Annotated in this window: 17 protein-coding genes; 12 read left to right on the top strand and 5 right to left on the bottom strand. The window is 48.0% G+C overall.

All coding sequences use genetic code 11. The features are described from left to right. Nucleotides 1-453 precede the first annotated feature (453 nt). Both MEALZ_RS13050 and MEALZ_RS13045 read left to right on the top strand, forming a co-directional pair. Complete coding sequence (locus tag MEALZ_RS13050) at nt 454-936, top strand: flavin reductase family protein (protein ID WP_014149115.1); 483 nt, start codon at nt 454-456, stop codon at nt 934-936. 349 nt (nt 937-1,285) lie between these two features. Further along, complete coding sequence (locus tag MEALZ_RS13045; protein ID WP_014149114.1) at nt 1,286-2,290, top strand: cytochrome-c peroxidase; 1,005 nt, start codon at nt 1,286-1,288, stop codon at nt 2,288-2,290. 45 nt (nt 2,291-2,335) lie between these two features. Here the strand turns inward: MEALZ_RS13045 and MEALZ_RS13040 are convergent, their stop codons facing one another. Continuing rightward, nucleotides 2,336-3,586, bottom strand: coding sequence for a hypothetical protein (locus MEALZ_RS13040; RefSeq protein WP_014149113.1), 1,251 nt, complete (start codon nt 3,584-3,586; stop codon nt 2,336-2,338). A gap of 241 nt (nt 3,587-3,827) precedes the next feature. After that, nucleotides 3,828-5,327, bottom strand: coding sequence for an exopolyphosphatase (gene ppx, locus MEALZ_RS13035; RefSeq protein ID WP_014149112.1), 1,500 nt, complete (start codon nt 5,325-5,327; stop codon nt 3,828-3,830). 371 nt (nt 5,328-5,698) lie between these two features. Here ppx and MEALZ_RS13030 point away from each other — a divergent pair, with 371 nt between their 5' ends. The 5 genes from MEALZ_RS13030 to MEALZ_RS13010 all read left to right on the top strand — a co-directional run bounded on the left by MEALZ_RS13030 (nt 5,699) and on the right by MEALZ_RS13010 (nt 13,904). After that, a complete protein-coding gene (locus MEALZ_RS13030) occupies nt 5,699-6,628 on the top strand; it encodes an ABC transporter ATP-binding protein (RefSeq protein ID WP_014149111.1) in 930 nt (309 codons plus the stop codon). Beyond that, a complete protein-coding gene (locus MEALZ_RS13025) occupies nt 6,628-7,392 on the top strand; it encodes an ABC transporter permease (protein WP_014149110.1) in 765 nt (254 codons plus the stop codon). The genes MEALZ_RS13030 and MEALZ_RS13025 overlap by 1 nt, the downstream gene beginning before the upstream one ends. A 274-nt stretch (nt 7,393-7,666) precedes the next feature. Continuing rightward, nucleotides 7,667-10,537, top strand: a complete 2,871-nt coding sequence (glnE, locus tag MEALZ_RS13020) for a bifunctional [glutamate--ammonia ligase]-adenylyl-L-tyrosine phosphorylase/[glutamate--ammonia-ligase] adenylyltransferase (protein ID WP_014149109.1) — start codon at nt 7,667-7,669, stop codon at nt 10,535-10,537. Nucleotides 10,538-10,574: 37 nt separating this feature from the next. Further along, the gene (locus MEALZ_RS13015) at nt 10,575-11,495 is read left to right on the top strand and encodes a branched-chain amino acid transaminase (RefSeq protein ID WP_014149108.1); all 921 of its coding nucleotides are present in this window, start codon (nt 10,575-10,577) and stop codon (nt 11,493-11,495) included. Between the two features lie 1,137 nt (nt 11,496-12,632). Beyond that, a complete protein-coding gene (locus MEALZ_RS13010) occupies nt 12,633-13,904 on the top strand; it encodes an O-antigen ligase family protein (protein WP_014149107.1) in 1,272 nt (423 codons plus the stop codon). A gap of 572 nt (nt 13,905-14,476) precedes the next feature. On the opposite strand, the gene MEALZ_RS13005 is transcribed toward MEALZ_RS13010, so the two are convergent. Further along, nucleotides 14,477-14,740: an OadG family protein gene (locus tag MEALZ_RS13005; protein ID WP_014149106.1), complete on the bottom strand. Its 264-nt coding sequence runs from the start codon at nt 14,738-14,740 to the stop codon at nt 14,477-14,479. Nucleotides 14,741-15,277: 537 nt separating this feature from the next. On the opposite strand from MEALZ_RS13005, the gene MEALZ_RS13000 reads away from it, so the two are divergent. The 5 genes from MEALZ_RS13000 to MEALZ_RS12980 all read left to right on the top strand — a co-directional run bounded on the left by MEALZ_RS13000 (nt 15,278) and on the right by MEALZ_RS12980 (nt 20,597). Continuing rightward, nucleotides 15,278-15,802, top strand: a complete 525-nt coding sequence (locus MEALZ_RS13000; RefSeq protein WP_014149105.1) for an O-acetyl-ADP-ribose deacetylase — start codon at nt 15,278-15,280, stop codon at nt 15,800-15,802. Beyond that, the gene (msrB, locus tag MEALZ_RS12995) at nt 15,799-16,188 is read left to right on the top strand and encodes a peptide-methionine (R)-S-oxide reductase MsrB (protein ID WP_014149104.1); all 390 of its coding nucleotides are present in this window, start codon (nt 15,799-15,801) and stop codon (nt 16,186-16,188) included. The genes MEALZ_RS13000 and msrB overlap by 4 nt, the downstream gene beginning before the upstream one ends. Beyond that, entirely contained in the window at nt 16,185-17,486 is a 1,302-nt protein-coding gene (locus tag MEALZ_RS12990; protein ID WP_014149103.1) for a M18 family aminopeptidase, read from the top strand. Before msrB ends, MEALZ_RS12990 begins: the two co-directional genes overlap by 4 nt. A 92-nt stretch (nt 17,487-17,578) precedes the next feature. After that, complete coding sequence (locus tag MEALZ_RS12985; protein ID WP_014149102.1) at nt 17,579-19,957, top strand: EAL domain-containing protein; 2,379 nt, start codon at nt 17,579-17,581, stop codon at nt 19,955-19,957. A gap of 34 nt (nt 19,958-19,991) precedes the next feature. Then, complete coding sequence (locus MEALZ_RS12980) at nt 19,992-20,597, top strand: alpha-ketoglutarate-dependent dioxygenase AlkB family protein (RefSeq protein ID WP_014149101.1); 606 nt, start codon at nt 19,992-19,994, stop codon at nt 20,595-20,597. Between the two features lie 1,158 nt (nt 20,598-21,755). On the opposite strand, the gene MEALZ_RS12975 is transcribed toward MEALZ_RS12980, so the two are convergent. Together MEALZ_RS12975 and MEALZ_RS12970 are read right to left on the bottom strand one after the other, a co-directional pair. Then, a complete protein-coding gene (locus MEALZ_RS12975; RefSeq protein WP_014149100.1) occupies nt 21,756-23,219 on the bottom strand; it encodes a hypothetical protein in 1,464 nt (487 codons plus the stop codon). A 395-nt stretch (nt 23,220-23,614) separates the two neighbouring features. Further along, nucleotides 23,615-24,802, bottom strand: a complete 1,188-nt coding sequence (locus tag MEALZ_RS12970) for a polysaccharide deacetylase family protein (RefSeq protein WP_014149099.1) — start codon at nt 24,800-24,802, stop codon at nt 23,615-23,617. Nucleotides 24,803-25,507 lie beyond the last annotated feature (705 nt).

Genomic DNA, 25,507 nt, shown 5'->3' with positions numbered 1-25,507 from the left:
GATTGCAAAAGGGTAATTTTTGACTTATGTATAACGATGAGCGCAGAGCGTGGGAACGATAATTGCCGGGGGATTGAATAGTTACCTAGGGATATGCACAAAATAACTTATACAAGTAGTAGGCTTTGTGGCGGTTTGGTGACTCGCTTGACAGGGCGCCGTGAATACGTCCATGTAGGCTTGACGGCGGCTATCCCTGCCGCCGACACCTGTCAATCGAGCCACCAAACCCCCTTCCGACAGTTGTCTAAGTTATTTCATGCTCGTTCCCTAGGAAGTTATTTTTCACGAAATCCTTAGCCATTTTTTGCGTTTATATTTGCCTCGTTTCGTTGGCATGTTGTCTCGAAATCCGACTTAGTTTTTCAACATCAAAACAATTTACCCTATAATGATCGGCCTTATGTTCAATCGGCATCTGTCCAATCACTTAAAAAGGATACAAAGAAAAAAATGGCTGTTGAAGCAAATGAATTTAAAAACGCTCTGCAACTTTGGGCGAGCGGTGTGACGGTTATTACAACAAATACCGAACGCTACGGCACGCAAGGCATGACGGCAACTTCTTTTTGCAGCGTTTCGCTGGAGCCGCCGCAAATTTTGGTTTGCATCAATGAAAATGCGGATACCGGTGACGGTATTGAAGAAAGTCGGCATTTCGCGGTCAATATTCTCACTGCGGAACAAGAAGAGGTTTCCAATCAATTTGCCGGCGGCGCCAGTCAAGAAGAGCGTTTTGCGAATGTATCGTGGGAAAATGGCATTTGCGGTATGCCGATTTTAAACGATTGCCTCGCAAGTCTGGAATGCAAGGTTGTCGAAAAAGTCAAAGCGGGCACTCATTGGATTATGATTGGCGAAGTACAGGATGTCGTGTGCCGATCAGGTTCGCCGTTGCTTTATTTCCGGTCGGCTTATCGCGGTTTGTCGGAATAAGGTTAAGGCATTGAGCGCGCTACGTTATGCGGTTGGCGCGATGTAACGATTTCGGTTTTACCTAACTGATTGCTTGGAATACAATTCGTGTGCAGTGTGCAAAGCCGGTTCGATCATTCATAGCGAATTGATGTTCCGGTTATACTTCGCGCGGCCATGGTTACGGATTTTATGGCAATGCTATTTTGTTCGGTAGCAAGGCGCGAAAACAGGCGCATAGCAAGCTTGTAACTGTTTTCGTAACGCAGCTATCGGACAAAAGAGCGAGTCAGAAAGCCGAAAATGTGGCCGCGCGAAGTATAGTCGACTTATGTCGTTTAATAAGTTTAATAATAATTAGGAGGATAGTATGTTTAAAATTCGTTCGCTGGTGACAGCTCTGGTTTTAGCCGGTTCGGTATCGGGTGCTTATGCTTGGGAGGCATTACCTACGAAGGCGCCGGAGCCAGCCGATAATCCAACGACTGCTGAAAAAGTGGCATTAGGTCAAATGCTTTATCATGACCCTCGCTTGTCTTCAACGGGTACTGTGTCTTGTGCTTCTTGTCACAACACCATGCTCGGCGGCGATGACAATCGCCCGAATTCGATGGGCGTAAACGCCCAGACCGGCGGCAGAAGCGCGCCGACCGTTTGGAATGCGGCCTTCAACAAGGTTCAATTTTGGGACGGCCGTGCGGCCAGTCTCGAGGAGCAGGCGGCAGGACCCGTGGCCAATCCTATCGAAATGGGCATGAAAAACTGGGACGATGTGGTTGCCCGTTTAAAAGCCATCGAGGGTTATCAGGAGACGTTTACTAAGGTGTTCGGTGAAAATTCGATCAGCCAAGAAAACGTAACCAAAGCGATAGCGGCTTATGAAAGAACATTGATCACGCCTAACAGCCCTTATGATAAATATGTCAATGGCGACAAATCGGCCCTCACCGAGCAACAAGTTCGCGGCATGAATAAAATGGCCGAATTGGGTTGTACCGCTTGTCATAGCGGCCCGGCATTCAACGGTGCAGGCACCTATCAAAAATTTCCTGTCAACAGCAACGGTTATTTTGAAGCGCAATATAAATTCAAAAGAGACAAAGGCCGCGCCGAAGTTACCAATAAACCAGAAGACGAACATATGTGGAAAGTACCGACTTTGCGCAATGTAGCGTTAACCGCGCCTTATTTCCATAACGGTTCGGTCGATACTTTGGATAAAGCCGTTAAATTGATGGGCAAATTGCAGTTGGACAAAGATTTACCGGACGAGGATATTGAAGATATCGTTGCGTTCTTGAATGGGCTGACGGGTCAATTTCCTAAACAAAGCATGCCGACTTTACCGGGTACTCCGGGGCGTGTTGCAAAATAAGCTTTTATTTAACTCGAACGTCTAGCTTGTTGCGCTAGACGTTCGCTAATTTTGATAGATCTCTAGTTGATCGATACGCTTATCGATCACCATCAACATTTCCTGATATTTCGGACTGTAAACCGATCCGTATTGTTTTTTGAATGCGGAACGGTCAAGGTTTTCCGGAAAATCCCTGACATCCGGCATGAACGCCGTATAGTCTTTAATTTCAGTCATCGCCTGCTGCAGACGGCGCGCATTTTCCGGGCTCGATACGGCCAATTGGCCGAAACGCATGCCGGCCCGGTTGCCGGCCAAATCGACAAAACTAAATCCGCTGCCGCTTCTTGCGTCGCTCAATTCTTTCTCCATTCCTATTATATTTGCCAAATGACCGCCGCCGGTCGCCGTTAGCGTTGCCGATGCGATGAAATGTTTTGCTAGATCGATTCTTCGATATAAAAATACCGGATATTCAGTGTGCGGCTTGGCAATGATGTTTCTAGGCAGATAGGGCATTGTTTCATGTTTGTTGACATAGCTATTGATCGTAAAAATCACGATCCGGTTTTCTTTGACAGCCGTCTTGAGACTAGATCGTTGGTAGGCGAGTTTAAACAGCGGTTGAATTAGATCCGCGAGCGATAAAAGCCAGTCAGGGTCGTGAGTATTGATCACTTCGGTCAGTTTTTGTTGATAAAAGATCATCGACTGACGGTCTTTGGCGCGATGCAATAAATCGGCTGTGTGTTCTGCGAAAGCGGGGTCGGTGAAATAAGTGAGTCTTAGGCCTTCTTTGTCGAAATGAAAGTCCAAAATTTGCTCGGTTACCAATATATAGTGTTGTTTCAGGTGGGCATATTTGATCGTTTTCTTAATTAGCCATCCGGCAAGCTCGTCGGCGACATCGACGCGTCCGATCTTTAATGAGTGAATGTGTGTCGAGCCGTTCGTCTTAGCTAAGTTGAACTGCAGATTAAGATAATTGCCGAAAAGATTCTTCGGTAAGTGCAGCGATATTTTAAAGCCGATCGATGTATCATCAAGTGTCAGTATTGAATTGCTGTTTAGATAGTTATCGAGAATGTAGTTCAGCGCTATGTTCAAATCCCGTTCGTTCAGCTCGATGGTTCTGATGTTGTCGCTAACCGGGCTGCCTTCGAAAATTTGTTTAGCCCGTTCGATATCCTCGTCATTCATTTGCCAATCGGCTTGAACCGAAGGTTCGGGTGCTACGGCATACAGCATGACTAAGGCCAAAAGTACCGGCGGTGCGGTGAATAAGGCGAATAAAAAACGGGTAAGCAGTAACATTAAAAGTTAGCAACGAGCATGAAACAACTTCGACAACCGTTGGAAGGGGGCTTGGTGGCTCGATTGACAGGTGTCGGCGGCAGGGCAGATTTTTGCTCCTGCAAAATCTGCATTCATGCCATCCCTGGCAATCTGATAGTCGCCGTCAAGCCTACAGGGACGTATTCACGGCGTCCTGTCAAGCGAGTCACCGAACCGCCACAAAGCTTAATACTTGTAATTGTTATTTTGTGCATGTTCCTTAGAAACAGGATAGTTTGAATCCGGCTGCCTTTAAATAATCGGCCTCTTTGTTTAAATCGGCACGGGTCAGCGGCGACTGGTCGAGCCAACCTTCAGGGAAGGTTAATTTCAGTTTGGATTTAACGATTGTTATTGAAAATTCGGGTAATTCAATGTCATTACGGTTGCGGTGGAGCAATATCGCAAGTCTCAGCAATATTGTCATGAACGGCGCATATTGTTGCCATGGTTCAGACAGTCCTTCGAAGCGTTTCATTGAAAATTTTCTGCGATGCGATTTAATTAAAACCGACACTATAGCTTGATCCTGTTTGGAAAAGCCGGCCAGATCGGCATTTGCGATGATATAGGCGCCATGTTTATGGTATTGGCTGTGAGCGATGTCGCGGCCCATTTCATGTAGGTCGGCAGCCCAATCTAAAAAGTTGATACCGTTTTCTTTGTTATCGTCATCCGAAAAAAGTTCGATTTGTTTCAGCATCGTATGTAATGTTTTTTTGATGCGGTCGGCATGAGCTTGATCGGTGTGATAGCGATCGCTTAGCATTTGCACGGTCTCGGAACGGATGTCCCGGTTATAGATGCGCCCCAATAAATCATAGACCAGACCTTCGCGTAATGCGCCGTCGGATACCGTCATTTGTTCGATGCCCAAGGCTTTGAAGGTGGCTGCGACGATCACGGCGCCGCCAGGGAATACCGGCAAGCGCTCCGGGTCGAGTTCCGGTAAATTCAAGTCATTGATATGCTTAACCGACTTGATGCGCTCCATGAGTTTGTCGAGGCCTTCTAAGGTAATGCCGTTATTGCTCCAACCGGTCGCTTCCAGAACTTTTTGAATGGCTCTTAAGCTACCCGAAGCGCCGATCGCTTCATCCCAGTTCTTATGGTTGTAATTTTTTTGGTGCGGATCGAGTTTTTGCTGGGCAAACAGCAGTGCGTCATCGACCGCTTGTGCGGACAGTTTTCCGTCCGGGAAAAACAAGTTGCTGACCGACACGCAGCCCATATTCAAGCTTTCCTTGATGCGCGGTTTATCGTCGGTGCCGATGATATATTCGGTGCTGCCTCCGCCGATGTCCATTACGAATCGTTTGGTGGCGCTGCTGCTTAAGCTGTAGGCGACACCTTGATAAATCAAGCGCGCTTCTTCGACGCCGGAAATGACATGAATCGGGTGGCCTAAAGCGCGCTCGGCCTTGAGAATGAATTGTCTTGAATTCGTCGCGTTGCGTAAGGTGCTGGTGCCGACGCAACGAACGCTTTCGGAGGGAAGATTGCCAATGCGTTGACCGAATCGCTCAAGGCATTCGAGCGCTCTTTTTTGTGTGATCAAATCCAAATGATTTTTTTTATCGAGGCCGGACGCCAATCGGACCATTTCTTTGATTCGGTCGATAATATGCATTTTGCCGTCTTTTAGGCTGCATACGATCATATGGAAACTGTTGGAACCGAGGTCCACGGCGGCTACGATTTCGGGTATTTTTTGAGGCACTGTCTTTCCAGTTTAGTCGGCGAAAAGGTTGGGTTTCTGATAGAATTGCATGGTTTTTTCTGCCAAATCGAAATATCGACGCCGAACGCGCGTATCGTCATATACTCCGTGCGGTCATGTTTTCGGCTTTTATGGTAATGCTATTTTGTTCGGTAGCAAGGCGCGAAAACAGGCGTTAAGCTAAGCTATGTAACTGTTTTCGCAAAGCTTCCGCTCCTGCTCACGCCCCTTACCTACATCCATGTAGGTAACGCAGCTACCGGACAAAAGAGCGCGTTAGCTTACCGAAAATGTGGCCGCGCGAAGTATATACGGTGGGCAGGCGCCTAATTTAACTTATTTGCTGGTTTGCGTTAAGTCTTACTTTTCCGATGAATGCCCTATCCATTCGTAATCTCACTAAAATTTATAATAACGGTTTTCAGGCGTTGCAAGGCATCGATCTGGATGTACAAGCCGGCGACTTTTTTGCGCTGCTTGGGCCGAACGGCGCCGGTAAATCTACCACAATCGGTATTATCAGTTCTCTGGTCACCGCAACTAGCGGTGATGTGACGATATTCGATTATGATTTAAGAAAACAACGCGATCTCGCGAAAAGCTGTATCGGCATCGTGCCGCAAGAGATCAACTTCAATCAATTCGAAACGCCGCAGCAAATTGTACTAAATCAGGCTGGTTATTACGGCATGCCGAAGAAAGAAGCGATCCGTCGCACCGAAACTTGTCTGAAACAAATGGATTTATGGGATAAACGCAACGATGTTTCTAGGCGTCTGTCAGGGGGCATGAAGCGACGATTAATGATTGCCAGAGCGATGGTGCATTCGCCAAAGTTGTTGGTCTTGGACGAGCCGACCGCCGGTGTCGATATCGAAATCAGGCGCTCTATGTGGGAAATGATGCAGGAAGTCAACCGGCAGGGCACGACGATAATTTTGACGACGCACTATCTCGAAGAGGCCGAAAGCCTGTGCCGCAACATTGCAATTATCAATCATGGTCGTATTGTCGAGAATTCCGACATGGCAGGTTTATTGGCCCGTTTGCATGTCAATCATTTCGTTTTGGATCTGGCCGCTCCACTGGTATCGGTGCCGGTGATACCAGGATATCACATCGAACGCCTATCCGATTTTTCGTTGGATGTCGGGGTGCCGAAAGAAGAGGGTTTGAATAAATTATTTGCATTGCTGTCCGAACAAAACATTCAGGTCGCCAGTCTCAAAAATAAATCGAATCGGCTTGAACAATTGTTTATGGATCTGATCGATTCGACTAAGCAGCAAGGAGCTACTTAATGAATAGCGCTATTGCATTCAAAACCATCGTGGTGAAAGAAGTGCGCCGATTTACGCGAATTTGGCCGCAAACACTCTTGCCGCCGGCCGTGACGACTGCGTTGTATTTTTTGATCTTCGGTAAATTGATCGGCGATCGTATCGGCCCGATCGATGGGGCCAGTTATATGGAATACATCGTACCCGGCATTATTTTAATGTCGGTGATTAGTCATTCCTACGCGAATGTCGTGTCGTCGTTTTATTCGACTAAATTTCAGCGCCATATCGAGGAGTTGTTAGTGGCGCCGGTTCCGAATTGGGTGATTTTGGCCGGTTACGTTTGCGGCGGTATCGTTAGAGGCATCATGGTTGGTTTGGTGGTCGCTGCAATTTCATTGTTGTTTACTCAAATCGATGTCGCGCACCCTTGGATTACTGTTGCCGTATTCGTGTTGACCGCAACTTTGTTTGCGTTGGCCGGCTTTATCAATGCGGTATTTGCCGAGAGCTTCGACGATATTGCGATCATTCCCAGTTTTGTGTTGACGCCGCTAAGTTATCTCGGCGGCGTGTTTTATTCGGTATCGATGCTGCCCGGCATCTGGCAGAAAATTTCGTTGGGTAATCCGATACTCTATATGATCAATGCATTTCGTTACGGCCTGATCAACGTGACCGATGTCGATATTCAAATAGCGTTTGCGATAACCGGCGGTTTTATCGTTTTTCTCACGCTATTCAGTCTGTATTTGTTGCATAAAGGTGTCGGTATAAAAAATTAGGCTGTGTTCGCGTAAAGTTGAAATTAATACTAAACGGATAACAAGTCCTGATTAGCAAGTTTCTTCAGCTAGAGCCCAAAAACCAGGAGACCTTAGCAGGACGGGGTTTTCAACCCCGTCCCGCAGAAGTGGCTTCGGCAGGCTCAAGCATCTTGCTAATCAGGTAATAAGTTATTAAATTGACTCCCTTATTCTTCATGATCTTCATGGTGAAATGCTGTTTCTAGGATAAAAAGCTCTTGTGCATCCGCCTTATTCAATTCTTCGACTATTTATGACTTTAATCGACCAACTTCAATCGCAATTGCAAACTTTGCCTGCGGAACTTGTTGAAAACGTGCAGGTAAAATTGCAGCAATGGGGCGAGAAAACCGCATCATTCACGACTGGCCCGGATTATCCCGAACCCTTATTGGCTTCGTGGGTTAAGGTTTGGACATCGAGCCTTTTCGTGGCCGATAGTTGCATTCGCCGCCCCGAAATGTTGTTTGATTTGATCGAATCAGACGAGTTGTTTAAGGCTTATGCCGAGACGCAGTATGCCGAAAAACTATCGAAATTGACGGATGAGAGCGAAGCCGAATTGATGGTGTCGCTGCGACGCTTGCGTAATAGGGAAATGGTCCGTATTGCCTGGCGCGATCTGGCTGGTTGGGCGACACTCGAAGAAACCTTGCATGAGTTGACATGGCTAGCCGAAGCTTGCATTCGTTTTGTCTTGGATTTTTTATACCGGCAAGCCTGCGATAAATTCGGCACGCCAATGCTTGCAAACGGCCAAGCCCAGCAAATAGTGGTGCTGGGCATGGGTAAGCTTGGCGCCTATGAGTTGAATTATTCTTCCGATATCGATTTGATTTTCGCATTCGCCGAGGACGGGGTTTTAAACGATAGAAAACAAACCACGTATGGCGAATTTTTCAGCAAAATTTGCCGTAAGCTGGTCAAAATGTTAGATGAAACCACTGCCGACGGTTTTGTGTTCAGAACCGATATCAGGCTTCGGCCGTTTGGCGATAGCGGTCCTGTGATCATGACCTTCGACGGCATGGAAAATTATTATCTGACCCAGGCGCGCGAATGGGAACGCTATGCGATGATCAAAGCCCGTCAGGTTGCAGGGGATGAATACACCGGTCCGCAATTGATGAAGATGCTGCATGCATTTGTGTATCGCCGTTATCTCGATTACGGCGCGTTCGAGGAACTGCGTTCGTTAAAGTATAAAATCACGCAAGAGTTGCAGCGCAAGGACAGGCTCGACAATATTAAACTCGGTCCCGGCGGCATTCGCGAAATCGAATTTATCGGACAAGCTTTTCAATTAATCCGCGGCGGCCAGGAAAAGTCTTTGCAAAATCGACGTATCGTCGAAGTTTTACAGAGGCTAGGCGAGATGGAGTTATTGGCGCCGGAGGATGCCGAGCAATTGATCGGTCATTACCGGTTTCTGCGCGAAGCAGAAAATCACATTCAGCAATATCAAGATCGGCAAACTCATGATTTGCCGCAAGATCCCCAGGCTCAACTCATCCTGGCGTATTCGATGGACTTTTCGGACTGGCCGAGTTTCAAGGCGAAGTTGGATGATATTCGCGGGCAAGTTCATGACGAATTCGATCTGGTGTTTTCGCTGTCCAAACAAGATAAAAAAAATCTTGAGGCCGAATCGATTTGGGCGGCACATACGGATGACGAAGAGCTTTGTTCGCAATTGGTGGATTTAGGATTTAATAGCGCCGAAGAAATGTTGCTTCAAATACGTGAATTCAAAAAATCCCCGGCCGTCAAGCGGCTCACCGCCAAAGGAGCAGCCGTGTTGGATCGCTTGATGCCGCAACTGCTGGAGTCGGTGCGGCAAGTCGAAAATCTGGATGAAACCTTGAAACGTATTTTACGTTTATTCGAAGCGGTAGCGGGACGAAATGTTTACTTATCGTTGCTCTATGAAAATCCCGAAGCGCTGACGCAATTGGTTAAATTGTCGGCGGCAAGCCCGTGGATTTGCGATTATTTGGCTCACTATCCGGTGTTATTCGACGAGTTGCTCGATACCCGTTCGTTGTACGAACCTCTGAAAAAGCAAGCCTTGCAAGCCGATCTTGCCGAGATGCTGACCGATATCAACATTCAAGATACCGAGCAATTGATGATGGTGCTGCGTAAGTTTAAGCATATCAATCTGCTTAGGGTGGCCGCCGCCGATATCATGGGCATTATCCCTATCATGGTGGTCAGCGATTATTTGACCTATATCGCCGAAACAATTGTCGAGCACACCGTCTCGCTATGTTGGCGGATCATGACCGACAAGCACGGCGTTCCGCCGAATACCGATAATGTTTCGATCGGTTTCGGAGTGCTGGGTTTCGGTAAATTGGGGGGCATCGAGCTCGGCTACGGGTCCGACCTCGATCTGGTGTTTTTGTATGACAGCAAGGATACGCATGCGCTGACCGACGGTGCTAAACCGATCAGTTGTTCGCATTTTTACGGGAGGCTCGGGCAAAAAGTCATGCAGATGCTCAATACGCGTCTGTTGTCCGGCATTTTGTATGAAGTCGATATGCGTTTACGGCCAAGCGGCAATGCCGGCTTGCTGGTCAATCATGTCGATGTTTACGAGGACTATCTCCGCGATAATGCTTGGACTTGGGAGCATCAAGCCTTGGTTAGAGGCCGCTTCATCGCCGGCGACCCGACGATAAAAACCGAGTTCGAGGCGATTCGCAAACGAATTCTGTGCATGCCCCGGGATCATTATGTCTTGAAAAAAGAAGTGCGCGACATGCGCGAAAAAATGCGTGAAAATCTCGATACGACCAAAGCCGGCGAGTTCGACTTAAAACAAAGCAAAGGTGGTATTGCGGATATTGAGTTTATAGTACAATTCTGCGTTTTAGATCAGGCGGCAGCCAACGAGTCCTTGGTAACCTATACCGATAATATCCGTTTGTTGGACGGGTTGGCGAAAATCGGGACTTTATCGGAGCCGGTGACCGAGCAGCTCAAACAGGCTTATTGCTGCTATCGCGACTACGGTCACAAACAAGCGCTACAAGGCGATAAAGCCGTGGTTTCGGAAGAAAGTTTTGCGCAATCGAGAGCTCAAGTGGAACGTATATGGCAACAGGTGATGGATTAATGACAAGCATTTTTCAAGTTGAAGTGGAGACACGATAATGACGATGGACGATAGAGACGGGCTGATTTGGCTGGACGGCAAATGGGTGGAATGGCGGGAGGCCAAAGTCCATGTGTTGACGCATACGCTGCATTACGGCGCCGGCGTTTTCGAGGGTTTACGCGCTTATAAGACCGAGCAAGGCACGGCGATTTTTAGATTGGCCGAACATACCGACCGGTTGTTTCGTTCCGCAAAAATTCTCAACATGACCATTCCTTACGCCAAGGAAGAGCTCAATCAAGCGCACTGCGAAGCTGTTTCCAAGAATAATTTGGAAACCGCCTATATCAGAAGCATGTGTTTTTACGGTTCGGAAGGCATGGGACTTCGAGCCGATAACTTGCAAGTGCATGTCATGATCGCGGCCTGGCAATGGGGAGCTTATCTCGGCGTCGAAAACATGGAGCGCGGCATTCGCGTCAGGACATCATCTTACACGCGTAATCATGTCAACAGTACGATGTGCAAAGCCAAGGCTAACGGTAATTATATCAACTCGATCTTGGCTCTCCAGGAAGCTTTGGCGACCGGTTATGACGAAGCTTTATTGCTCGATCATGAAGGTTTTGCGGCGGAAGGTAGCGGAGAAAATTTGTTTATCGTTCGTAACGGTAAAATTTATACTCCGGAAACGACGTCGGCACTCGAAGGCATTACCCGCGATACGGTAATCACGATTGCGAGAGAGCAGGGCTTGGAAGTGTCGGAAAAACGTATTACGCGCGATGAAATCTATGTCGCCGATGAAGCCTTCTTCACGGGTTCAGCCGCCGAAGTGACGCCGATTCGCGAATTGGACGGCCGGTCCATCGGTAACGGTACTAGAGGACCTATAACCGAAAAACTGCAAACGCTGTATTTCGACTACGTGCATGGCAGGCGCGCCGACCATCAGGAGTGGTTGAGTTACGTTTAGGATATGGCTGTATAACTTCCCTATTCGCTACCGTTCCTACGCTCTGCGAGGGAATGCATACCGATCTTGCCTCGGCAGCGAAGGTATGGGTTCCCATGGAGGACCGCTCGCCGTTATACCCAAATATCGGTAAACTTGCTAAACAGAGGTCGCCGTATACCTGGAAACGGTGCTGTTTGATAAATCTGCGGATATTGAACATCAGTGGCTTCGAAATCGCGACGAAGGCGTCGCTCCCACAAGGGGGTAGGGTGCTCTGTGGGAGCGATCCCCAGATCGCGATTTCGAAGTCGGGTACGTTAGGTAACAATAAATGGTACCGAAGTCACATTAGCTAAGGAACGAGCATGAAATAACTTAGACAACTGTCGGAAGGGGGGGTGGTGGCTCGATTGACAGGACGCCGTGAACCCTGCACCTAAATTATCCAAGATAGTTAATCATACGCTGAAAATCTTGGAAACGGAGCGTTAGCGAAGTGAAGATTTTTAGTCCCCGATAGCCGTAGCGCCGGGTGTTTTGCCGGAGTCTGCGCGAATAGCGCAGGCGGAGGCAAAATACAAGGCATCGCGACACGGCGTAAAGCCATTTGTGGGAGTGCTACGGAGCCGCATCGAGTATACGATGATGTGGCGTAGTGGCACGGACGCAGGGCGAATCGGGGCCGCCGAAGGCAATAATCGCCAAGTCATTTTTCGCTGCTGAAATCGGACGGACCCCATTTCAGCTTTCGCGAAAAATCTTGGCGCGCTTGGCCAATGGACTATGGAATTTAGGTGCTGGGTGAATACGTCCATGTAGGCTCCATGCCGGCAAAGCCTTTGCCGAACACCCCTGCACCTCCTTAGGCACTGCCGAAATTTGAAGTGCGAAAGGTATATAACGACGAGGCAACTATTCAGTCCCCCCGGCAATTATCGTTCCCAGGCTCTGCGTGGGAACGCCTGAGTACCGCTCCAGCGGTACGAGACGCTAGAGCGTCTCGGTCTTCGTTCCCACGCCGGAGCGTGGGAACGATAGGAAGGGTAATTTTTGACTTATGTATAACGATGAGCGAAGGACCGTGGGAACCAGAAAAGTCAGATAAGTCTATTTTGCGGCCATTTAATCTTGTTATCTTGATCTATTCATATCCTTATGAAACCAGAAAACCGTTTTACGGATTCACCGTCAACTTCATTTTGGCGGGATTGGCTTGTGCGCCGTCATGTCGAATTGCTGGTCATTCTTTTCGTGGTTGTGCAGCCGTTTGGCGAAAGCTTTTATTTGCCGGTTATTATTTTACTATTGCTTAGCCTGAACGGCTTTTATCGGGAAGGTATTCGGAGCCTACCGGATTTATCGCTGTATATGAGTGTCGCCTTATTGCTTACGGTACCGTTACTGATTGCTAGCGTTAGCGCCTATAAAATTGATAAAACGCTCATTACTGTATTGTATTTTATGTTGTATACAGTAGCCGGGGTCTATGTGATTCGCCGGTTTGCGCAAGACTTCAGCTCCGATTTTTTGTTTTACGGGATTGCCGCGATCTTGATGTTTTGGACATTCGATGCGTTGATACAATATTTCGTTGGTCATAATCTTTTTGGGTGGCCCTATAACGGCTATCGTTTAACCGGGATTTTTCATCCTAAGATAAGAATCGGCATTGTCTTTGCTCATTTGTCGCCGTTTTTGATTGAAGCGGGCCGTCGCTTGTCATTGCGTTCAGGGCAAAATTGGCATTGGCTATTATTAGCGCCTTATTTTGCGGTCGTCTTATTATCGGGTAGCCGTTCCGCTTGGTTGACATTGTTGGTCGTGTGGTTCGTATATGCCGTGATTCTCTTACGGCGTCGCGATATTAAAACCATTGGGCAAATTTTGCTGATATTGGCCGTATCAATCGGCACAAGTATGTTGGTTTCAGATAAGCTAAAAAACCGGCTTGAACAAACCTTGAGCGGCTTATCGACCGATCCGGAAGCCATTAATACGGCGACTTCATTGAGAATCGAGGCATGGCAGGGCGCCTGGCAATTGTTTCTCGACTACCCGGTTACCGGTGTCGGAGTTAAAGCATTGGGCGATTTGGGTTTTCAAAGAGGCTATACGTCTATTCCTTTCGGGCATGCTCATTTTTACGGGCTGGATGTGTTGATGGTGACCGGTATTATCGGTTTGATTGCTTATCTAGTCGCTTTTGGCTTGGTTTTTTGGAAAGCTGCGGTTTCGGTTTGGTATGAAACCAAGGCTTTTCCGTTTTGGTTGGCGGCTGGGGCGATGATGTTACCTTTCAATATGCATTGGGAATTCTATGGTGTTCGGTCCATTGCCTGGTTATGGATGCTGCTTTTTATCGCATTTGCAGTGGAATACCGTTACCAAAACAAAACATCGACCAAAACGAAAACGATAGGTCATTAAAGTATACATAAGTTAAAAATCACCCTTTTGCAATCTTAACCAATGAGACCTCGATACCATTTATTGTCACTTAACATCAGCGGATCACCTAACGCTAGACGAACCGCGTAGGGTACGCTGTGCGTACCATGGTAATCCCGCGATATTCATGTGCCAATTGAACCGCCAGGGCACGGCTTTGGTACGCGCAGCGTACCCTACAATTTATGTTTAACGATGAGAGCTGGAGCTTGGGTAACAGCATATATTTTTTGTTATACCTTTCGCACTTCAAATTTCGGCAGTGCCCGAGGAGGCGCCGGGGTGTCCGACAAAGGCTTTGCCAGCATGGAGCTGTCATAGAGCCTACATGGACGTATTCACCCAGCACCTAAATTCCATAGTCCATTGGCTATGATTAACTATCTTGGATAATTTAGGTGCAGGGTTCACGGCGTCCTTTGACGGACACCCCGGTGCTGAATTTTGATCTACGATGGGTATATATAAGGGTACAGGGCAATGCAGTAGCAATTGCCGAGGCGAGATCGCCAGGCATATCTCGTACCTTTAAATAGTGAGACGCTTTTCGATCAAGAAAGAGTGGATTGAGGACCTTTATTGCGATATTGATGAACCGCGGATGAAATAGCGGCAATTAGACTGGGATCGATGTCCCCTTGAGAAGGTGCGGGAGCGGGTTTGGTATTGTCTGCATTAATTGTCGGTCCATCGATAAAGCGCGCGATTAGTGTCGACATCGAATTGACGGCAAAAATCAACATCACAAGGAACAGAAATACAATTCCCATGCCTATCGCCATTAACTCACCGCCCCTAATTAATATTTCAGTCATAGTTTGTGATTTATCTATAAAGTTACTATCGCAAAATTGTATCATAAGGCCAAGCGACACGGCGCGGACAAAGTTTTAGCGTTAAACCTAAAAAGAGCAGTTGGCATGTGTTGTAGACCGTTCGTGCTGAGTAAAGTCGAAGCATGAAGGGTCTACAACACGTTCACCGGCCTGGTGAAGCCTCAAACTACCGTTCACCCTTCGACAGGGCTCTCCTGAGCGTAGCCGAAGGGGCTCAGGGCGAACGGGAGTTTGAGGCTCTCAACTGCTCTTTTTACTGTGAAAGTTCGTAGATTTGGACACTTTATCTAATTTTTCGATATACAAAACTCTGTTCTGGCAATACCGGTTCCAGAGAGGGTGCGGTTGCTCGATCGACAGGCGTCGGCGGCAGGGAGCCGCCGTCGAGCCTACATGGACGTATTCACGGCGTCCTGTCGGGCGAGTGACCGCACCCTCCGCCACCAGAGAACTTTCATTTGCCGGGGCGATGGCTAGGCCTTCATGAACGTTAGGTTAAATTATTCGGAGAGCACTATGACGGCGACGATAAAAATCATCCAGGATAATATTACCCAGCTGAAAGTCGACGCGATCGTCAACGCGGCTAATGTTTCGTTATTGGGCGGAGGCGGCGTCGACGGCGCGATTCATAGTGCCGCGGGTCCGGAGTTACTCGAAGCCTGTAAAAAACTGAATGGCTGTCGAGTCGGTCAGGCAAAAATAACGCCCGGCTTTCGTTTGCCGGCCCGTTTCGTGATTCATACCGTCGGGCCGATATGGTCGGGAGGCGACAACGATGAGTCGAAGCTGTTGGCTTCTTGCTATCGCTCTTGTTTGGATATCGCAGCCGTACACGGATTCAAGTCGATGGCCTTTCCTGCGATTTCGTGCGGCGTATACGGCTATCCAGCGGATCAGGCTGCAGCAATCGCGATTAATTCGATAGCCGATAATTTGCAAAATTGTGTCGACTTGGAAACGGTATACTTGGTCTGTTTTGCCGAACCGGTACTTAAGGCTTATCATGAGCAATTTAACTGCATTAAAGGTGTGCTATGACGGAGCCTAAACAAGATCGAAAATTACGAGAAAAACTGACGCCGGAACAGTACAACATCTGTTGGAATAAAGGGACCGAGCCGCCGTTCACCGGAAAATATACCGATTGTAAGGAGGAGGGGATTTATCATTGCGTTTGCTGCGGAAATCCGCTTTTCGATTCCGATACTAAATACAATTCAGGTTCGGGTTGGCCCAGTTTTTGGGATGTCTTTTCCGCCGACAGCTTAATTCAATCGGAGGATAGCAGTCATGGCATGCGCCGTGTCGAAGTGACGTGTAAATCATGTCATGCGCATTTAGGGCATGTTTTCGAGGACGGTCCCGAACCGACCGGCCTTCGTTATTGCATCAATTCGGCTGCATTGGAGTTGAAAAAGAAATGATCGATTCACATCTACAGGTTCAACAGTTACTGGATTTTATCGATACGAGCCCGAGTCCGTGGCATGCCGTCAGCACGGTTGAACAAGCCTTGCTGCCTTACGGGTTCGTCAAGCTGGACGAGACTCCTAAATGGTCCCTGGAGTCCGGCGGGCGCTACTATGTCGTTCGCGACGATTCATCGGTCGTCGTGTTTGTACAAGGGCATCAATCGCTCGATGAAACCGGTTTCAAGATTATCGGTGCGCATACCGATTCTCCAGGGCTTCGAGTCAAGCCGAATGCCGCGAATTTATTGGATGGCTATATCAGAGTTGGCGTCGAAGTGTATGGCGGACCGATTCTGGCTACGTTTACCGATCGGGATTTAAGTTTGGCGGGCCGAATTAGTTATAAGTCCGGCGATGGCATACATACTGAATTGATCGATTTCAAGCGGCCGTTGCTGCGCTTGCCTAATTTGGCGATTCATATGAATCGAGGCGTCAATGAAGACGGCTTGAAATTAAACAAGCAACTCGAACTACCGTTAATACTCTCGTTGTTCGCCGAACAGCAGTTGCCGCCGACCTATTTTTCGGAATTACTCGAACAAGTCTCCGATATCAGGGCGGAGCAATTGCTGGCTTTTGAATTAAACGTCTACGATACGCAGAAAGGTGCGTTTTGGGGAGCGGACGATGAATTCTATGCGGACAGCCAGCTGGATAATTTAGCCTCTTGTCATGCCGCGTTAACGGCTTTGTTGGACGAAACGGTGCTGACATCGGGTAAAACTTTGGTATGCGCGTTTTTCGATCATGAAGAAATCGGCAGCACGACTTGCAAAGGCGCCGATGGTAGTTTTCTACCGGATATGTTGGGCCGGATTGCAACGATTTCCGGATTGCAAGGCGAAGATTATCAACGCGCATTGACGCAAAGTTTCATGATCAGCGCGGATATGGCGCATGCCTATCAACCCAATTTTCCGATGTTCTACGAACCCGATCATAAGGTATTGGTCAACAAGGGGCCGGTTATTAAAGTCAATGCCAATCGACGCTACGCCTCGGATAGCCTTTCCGAGGCGATGTTCGCGGGCTGGTGCGAGCGAGCCGGCGTACCGTATCAAAAATATTCTCATCGAAGTGATTTGCCCTGTGGTAGTACCATCGGCCCGATGACGTCAGCCAAGTTGGGTCTCCGTACGGTCGATGTCGGTAATCCGATGTGGGCGATGCACAGTATTCGCGAAAGCGCCGGTGTTTTGGATCACGGTTACATGATCGATGCGTTCAAATGTTTTTTTCAATATTGATTCGGTTATGATCGAAGTTGTCGATTGAGATTTGCTCTGAGGATGTGCTGGAAATGTCATGACATCAGCGCTGCCAAACAATATAGGCCATTATGATGCGCTCGATACGTAGTTTGTCGCTTGAGCATAAAATTTCGATGGCGACATTTTTCGCCGCTCTTTGTCTCGGCTTATGCATTTCTCTGTTGTGGGCATTTTTTGAACTGGTCGCAATAAAACAGACGTCTTCCACTGCACTGGTTTCAGCAGCCGAGACGATTAGCGAGCGTAGTGCAATGGCCTTATCAATGAGTCGGCATGGGTCTATCGAGCATGAATTGAAAACGGCTAGTCGACTGAACGCCATCAACTTGGCGTGTGTTTATGATAATCAGGGAAGTGTTTTTTCGAGTTTAAACGGTTCGAACCAATGCCCGGATTTACATAGGATAGAAGAATATCATTGGTTTCAAACGATTGCCCGTATTCCGATCAAAGCCAATAAGGAGACTGTTGGCTTGGTATATCTCGCGGGTGATGTATCGGGCTTGTTTTGGGAGCGGATTCATTTATTCCGTTGGTTCTCGATCACAGTGTTGGCAAGTATCTTGTTGACGTTACTATTGAAAATCCAACTGTCTCGATTCATCGTCGCACCGATCAATCATTTGCTCGATACCGTAAAGAAAATCGATGTCGGAAGGAATTATTCGTTGCGGGCAACAAAGTTTGCGGACGACGAGTTAGGGGTGTTAGCCGATACTTTCAATGCGATGATCGAGACCGTACAAACGCAGAATAAAGCGCTGATAGAAGCGAAGAATCGCTATTTACTGCTTTATGACGATAACCCGACGATTATTTTTAATGTCGAACCGGACGGACGCATTATTTCCGTCAATAAATTTGGAGCGAGACAATTAATTCATAGCGACCGGCGCTTGCAAGGCGAGTTGATTTTTAATTTCATTCATTTCGATGATCGCGAATTGATGGAGGAGATGTTTGGACTTTGTGTGAAGGACCCGCTCCGGGTCAATAAAATCGAAGTTCGTATGATTTGTCAGGACAATAGTATTATTTGGGTCAGAGGTGCGGCGAGGGTAATTCAAGCTCAAAATAAAATGAATATTTTATTGGTGTGCGAGGATATAACCGAGGCGCGTAAATTGTCCGAGCAGATTACCTATCAAGCGCAACACGATAGCTTGACCGGTCTGCTTAATCGAACCGAATTCGATAAACAAATACAACAAGCCTTGCGTTCCGCACGTAATTCGAGAACTGAATATGCCTTATGCTATCTCGATTTAGATCAATTTAAGGTCGTAAACGATACATGCGGTCATGTGGCCGGAGACGAGTTATTGAGGCAATTGAGCGTATTGATCAAAAGTCAAATCCGCCAAGATGATTTATTGTCGCGCTTGGGCGGAGACGAGTTCGGTATTTTGATGAAAGGTTGTTTGTTGACGCAGGCCGCGATTACCTGTGAAAAAATCCGAAAGGCGATACAAGAGTTTCGTTTTGCTTGGGAAGATCGAACTTTTTCGATCGGCGTTAGTATTGGCATTGCCGGGATCAATAGTATTAGCGGCAATAGCACAGAATCGCTTAAGGATGCCGATGCGGCTTGTTATGCGGCTAAGGAAAAAGGCCGAAACCGGGTACATATTTTTCGGCCGAACGATCAAGAATTGGCTTCCCGGCAGGGAGAAATGCAGTGGGTCGAGAAAATTCAACGAGGCATCGCAAATCATCAATTCCGTTTGTACGGACAGCCGATCGTGCCTATCGGCCATAACAATGAAGGTTTACATTTTGAAACCTTGATTCGATACCAAGACGACGCCGGGCATATCGTACCGCCAGGTGCTTTTTTACCGGCCGCGGAACGTTATAATTTGGCGGCCGCCTTAGATAAGTGGGTGATTGCTTCGTTATTCGAATGGCTGGCGATGCGCCCCAGGTTTATCGATAAAATGTCGTTATGTTCGGTTAATCTGTCGGGGTTATCGTTATCCGACGAAACGATGCTGGAATATATTTCCAATCAATTTAAGCAATGGGAAGTGCCGACAGATAAAATTTGTTTCGAAATCACCGAAACTGCCGCGATTGCCAATTTATCGAACGCAACGCGTGCGATTCATGCGCTGAGAGATCGGGGCAGTTTGTTTTCGTTGGATGACTTCGGTAGCGGTCTGTCTTCATTCGCCTACCTGAAAAATTTACCGGTGGATTTTCTCAAGATTGACGGTTTATTCGTCAAGGACATTATTGACGATGAGGTCGATTTGGCGATGGTCAGGTCGATCAATGAGGTCGGTCATGTGATGGGTAAGAAAACCATTGCCGAGTTTGTCGAAAACGAGCGCATTTTAAAGCTGCTAAGTGAGCTGGGTGTCGATTATGCGCAAGGTTACGGAATCGGCAAGCCGGTGTTGTTACAAGATCTTCAGTTGATCGATTTGGCCGCTAAGGCTCAATAGAAAACGATCACTGGCTTTTCATTCCGTCAAACAAATGCCGTCATTCGATTCATTCGCCCTCAACAATTTAGCGCCTCGGGATGGCGAGGTTTTTTTGCTCAAGCAATATTACTCGTCAGATGATGCGAACAAACTGTTTGCTATATTGCTCGATAGGCTGTCTTGGCAGGAAGAGTCGATATTGATGTTTGGTAAGCCGGTTAACGTGCCGCGTTTGACATGCTGGTACGGCGATCCTGAAGCGGTTTATTCCTATTCCGGCGTCAAGCATGAACCATTGCCTTGGACGGCTGAACTGAATGCGATACGGCAACGAATCCAATCGGATTTTGCATTTACTTTCAATAGCGTACTGGCGAATCTATATCGAAGCGGACAGGACTCGATGGGTTACCATGCCGATAACGAAAAAGAACTGGGTATGAATCCTGCTATTGCTTCATTGAGTTTGGGGGATGAAAGATTGTTCAGACTGGTTCATAATAAATCTAAGGAGAAGTTGGACTTGGTGCTGGGTCATGGAGATTTATTGGTCATGGCCGGTTCGCTTCAGCATCATTGGCGCCATGCCATTCCAAAAATCGGGCAATTGAAATCGCCCCGGATCAATTTGACGTTTAGGAAAATCAGGGGTTTTTAAAATAAAATTCAACTCGCGAGGAGGCGCGCTGTCCGCTGTTTCCCAAGCTGGAGCTCCCATCATTATACATAAGTCAAAAATTACCCTTTTGCAATCTTAGCCAATGAGACCTCGATACCATTTTTTGTCGCCCAACGTGCCCGACTTCGAAATCGCGATCAGGGGATCGCTCCCAGTGCGCCCAGGAGGGCACAAAATCAGCAGGGTGTAAGTCCCTGTCGGCGTAAGCCATAACGTCGTAGCTGAAAGTAACTGCGTCACCGCGAGGTGGGGTGGAGAGCAACTGGAGGCAAAAGAGCAGTCCGCAGTAAAGCGAATCCGATTCGGCGGGGTAAGGCGGCGAGTCCCCTGGGAGTCGACGAAGCCTGAAAACCATCATTTACGTTGTTGTGGCAGATAAAACGATAAATGGGCCTACCTTGTGGTTGGGAGTGGAATGTTCAGAAGGTATTGTGAAGAAACTGGGGAGACCTGTTACGGAGGTGACCGTGGCAGGAGTCAGAACCCTTATATTACCGTAAGTCGAGGAAGCTCAAGGCAAGGCGAGGACAGTGTGGCACCGCTGGGAAACCAGGCGGAAACAGAGAAAACAAACACGAGCCTAAACCGAGAGGGGAAAAGATGGTAAAAGCCGGCTAGCAAAACCGGCCATAGGAAAGAAGGGTAGGAAGGTGGAAACGAGGTAGCGTTCGGTGTCACGGCCATTAAGCCAACCTCAGGTAAAAGGCTTAAAGAGGCTCAGCCGTTGAAGGGAGCCGAAGGTAACGAATCAAACCGAGTTTGCGGGCTGACGTGGTAACGCGGAGTAATGGGGTTCACCAATTAATAACACCATTGCTCACCAGCTTGTCCCGATGAGGAAACCACCGACTGGAGAGCCGTGTGCGGGAGAACCGCATGCACGGTTCGGAGGGAGGGGAGAGAAATCTTCCCTACCCCTATCAGAGCCTCCGGCCCCTTGTGGGAGCGACGCCTTCGTCGCGATTTCGAAGCCACTGATGTCCAATATCCGCAGATTTATCAAACAGCACCGCTTCCAAGTTCTGTTTAGCAAGTTTACCGATACTTGTGTATAACGGCGAGAGCTGGAGCTTGGGAAACAGCGTGAAATTCGGCGGGTATACAACACATGCCAACTGCTTTTTCTAGCTTGAAAGATTAAAAATCGTATTCCAATACATTTTTTGCGCGCCGGCAAATTTCCCGTCCGTAGTCGGTCCATTGGCCTTGACCCCAGTAACGATAACAACTGGTTTGCGAGGAAAGTAAGTGAAAGAGGGCGTTGCGATAACGCGCATCGGAACTTGGTATTTTCGTTTTAATGACTTTTTCATTGAACAACGAGCTGATTTCTTCCATCGGTCCCAGCACGTTTTCATAACCGTGGACCCAGGACAAGTCGTTGGTCCAACTGCCGCCATCCATATGAAATCGATGGTCTTCGCCTTTAATCTCTTCGATGACTTTAGCTAAGCGATCCGAGCCGTCTCCCGGCTTCATCCGCTGCCAAATAGCCCGTTGAAAAACCGGTTGAATCGCCGGCAAGTCATCTTCTTTTATGCCGATCGACCAAAGATGCTCCAGATATTCGCTGGCATTCATCATCGGCACATCGCTCCAAGAAGATTCTCTGGCAACTTCCATGAACTTGGCGGGAAACTCGTTCATCATGACGCCGCCGTTTTCGCCGTCGGCGATTTGCGTTACTAATGGCGGTACCTCGTGTCCGGCTAGCGTTAGCGTCGATAGGCTTTGTGCTTCGTACCAAGGCTGCATTTGCGCTACCAGTTTGGTATCGGAGCCTTGAGTTTTGATAATAGCGATAATGCTCGCGGTTTCGCCGGCTGAGTTGGTGCAAACCAGACGATGCGGTAAATGCGGCTGACGCGGGTTGTTGCCGTCTTCGGGATGTTCGACGCTATGTTCTTGCACGAGCACCCATTGATAACCGCAATCGACAAGTGTTTTAACGAATTCATAAGCGACATCCGGGTGATTGGGCAATGCCATTTCCGATGGCGAAAAGCCTCTGACGCGCTCTAAGGCTTGCCAACCGAAAATAGCCGCGAAATGCTGTTGCCAGGCCAATACATGTAAACGAAAATCCTGAACCGGTGTCGACGGGGCGACGGCATGCCCCCATGGCGCGCCTAACCATTCGACCGCGTGATTGAATTCGGGATTGCAGGTGACGGTTTTGAGCGTATCGAAAACATCGTGAAGGCCCATCTTACGCAGACCATGGAATAGCGTGCCGGAATACTCCAGCATCGCGCGAGGGTTTTTGCCTTCACTGATTAGTTGCGGGATAAATTCGCCTATCCTTTTGTAGCAATAATGAAACGCGCCGGCATTGTGGTTGTCGCCGATATCGGGGTGTTCCATCATATATTGCAGATTGCTGATAATGGCAGCAGTCGACAAGTCGTCTCCACCGGCAGGAATCAACGGTTGATGCATGTGCAGTGCAATCGCGCAGGCGGCGCGAGTATTGGCGAAGTCTATTTTCCCGGCTTCTCGAAAGAGTTCTTGACTACGTCCTTGTCGGACGGTTTTCAAGACTTGTTCTTCGGCACCGCAAAAATTGGGAAATTCATCGACATATTCCGGAAGTTGATCCATTTGAGATTCCTCATTGGTTGAGTTTACATTAGATTATATATGCGTTAATTATCGCTCGGGCATAGGCTGCCGGGGTGACATCGTGGATAGCAATGGGCTTTAACTTCCTTGAAAGCTTGACGACGGTATCCGGCCGATAGGGATGATGGGGGTGGAATTCCAACGAGAAACGTTGGTTTAAGCGATTTCCGGCGAAAAACATACTCAACTGATGGTCTTTCGGCTCATCTACTACTGCAAGCCGGAAAGGGTTACAGAGCGCAACTCTAGGCTCCTTTCCGGATGTTGTAGTCGAACAAAAATCCTGAGTCAATTGGGTAGGTTTATTCTTGGCAATCGGCTTAATGCTCTTGCTTATCAAAATTAATTATTATGTGTGATCTTATTTTAATCAATCATCTCGGGTTGGCAATAAGTTCGTGAATGGCTTCCAAGGTCGATACACAGTCGTTAAGGTCTTCATGACAACGATGAACCCAGTCCTCTCCCCAATAGAAGTTGCAACTGGTTTCCGAACGAAGTAAGTGCCACATCGTGGATTCCAGTAAATCCTCCAATGTAGAGTCGGTATTTTGTTGTTCTAAATTCTGCCAGTGGGCTTCGTGAACGATTTTGCTTATCGCATGGACACGAGACAAGGCGTCTTTTTGAGCTTGCGAGCCGGTCCATTGTTGAAAGTCGCGGCCGTGATGCCAACCGGTATTCCAAGCACCGGGGCGGACGTAGACTTCGCCATAGGTACCGTGTCTGGCCAAATAATCTTCCACAAATACGGGTCGAATATCGTCGGTGCCGCTTTGGGCTTGAGCCATGAACTCTTGGTAAAACACGCCCCAGAAGTTGTTATGAGGTGAGGTGTCGCGGAACCAGCCGCCATTGTCCCCATCGGAGCAGGTTGTCACTAACGGTTCAAAATGGCACCAACGCGTTCTATCGTGAACCTCGCGGCTAAACCAAGCGTATTCCATTCCCGACTCTTGAGCGTTCGATAGGTCTCTGTCTCTGACGATCACTACGATGCTATCGTTGCCGTTACGGGCTATGTGAGGCCGATAGTGCAATTCTTCCCAACTCATCGGTGTTAATGCCTCCACATGTTCGCTATCGACAAACACATATCGGTAGCCGAATCGTTTGAGTAGTGGAATCAACTCCATCGTGAAACCCATTTCCGGAGGCCAAAAACCTGGAAATTTCTCGCGGTTGAGAAGGTGTTTTCCTATACCCAGCCAGCGCTCCACCTGAGGCTCGCGATCGGCTACGGGAATCAGAGGCAGAACAGGGTGGTAATATGCGGAGCCGAGTACTCGGATGATCTCTTCATTTTGGAGATACCATAGCAACGTACCGCAGTCGACTTTTCCGTATACGAGCTGTTGGAAAAACGGGTTCGACAGGGTTTCGAGCAAAGTTCCCGATAATGAAATATGGACTTTACCCAAGCCTTGATATGGCCAAAGCGTTCTCGGAATCCGGTCAAGCGCGAAGAGAATTTTTTCCGCTTCCCAGGGCTCATGTTCCCAAAGAAACTCAAGGTTACCGGCTGGTTGGTGAAAATGTAAGGCTAGGGCATGATGGATCATAAGCGTAACCGTAAAAAGTGGTGTGACCGTTAATTGATGTGACTAACCTTTATTAAGACGCCATGCGACTTGATTCAATCAATCTTATCTGTACTTTAACACCGGCATTTCGAAATAAGCAACAACCTTGACGGCCTTATGTTTAGAATAAGGCTTGGGTTCCTCATTGCGCCCTTCATTCTGAAAAATTGTTCGATGATTTTGAGGGCAGGGATGCGATTGACAGCCCTGTAAATATACCCTTCGTAGATAAAAATTCGGCCCGGCGCCCATGCGCATAAAGCTAAAAACGGCCAACCCACATCACGCTCTTTCCCTAGTTCCAGCTTGCACTGCCATTAAGTTAAGGATTTTTCCGTTCGCCCTGAGCCTGTCGAAGGGTGAATGGAAAAATCCTGGGTCGATAAGTTAAGCCGTCCATGGTTCGACAGGCTCACCACGAACGGCTTAACTTAATGGCAGTGAGCTCCAGCTTGGGAAAGACACCCCGGAAGCTCCAGCTTCCTGAGACCGACGCAACCTCGGCACATTCTCAATCAAACCTGACTTGCTTGTTCAATCTTCCTTGATTGTCGGGAAGCTAGAGCTTCCTGAACAGGTTACCCAAGCTGGGGCTCTCATCGTTATACATAAATTGTAGGGTACGCTGCGCGTACCAAAGCCGTGCCCTGGCGGTTCGGTTGGCACATGAATATCGCGGGGTTA

Source organism: Methylotuvimicrobium alcaliphilum 20Z (genome assembly GCF_000968535.2).
Taxonomy (GTDB): Bacteria; Pseudomonadota; Gammaproteobacteria; order Methylococcales; family Methylomonadaceae; genus Methylotuvimicrobium; species Methylotuvimicrobium alcaliphilum.
Note: the sequence above shows the minus strand (reverse complement) of the source record. Positions and strands in the feature narration are given on the sequence as shown.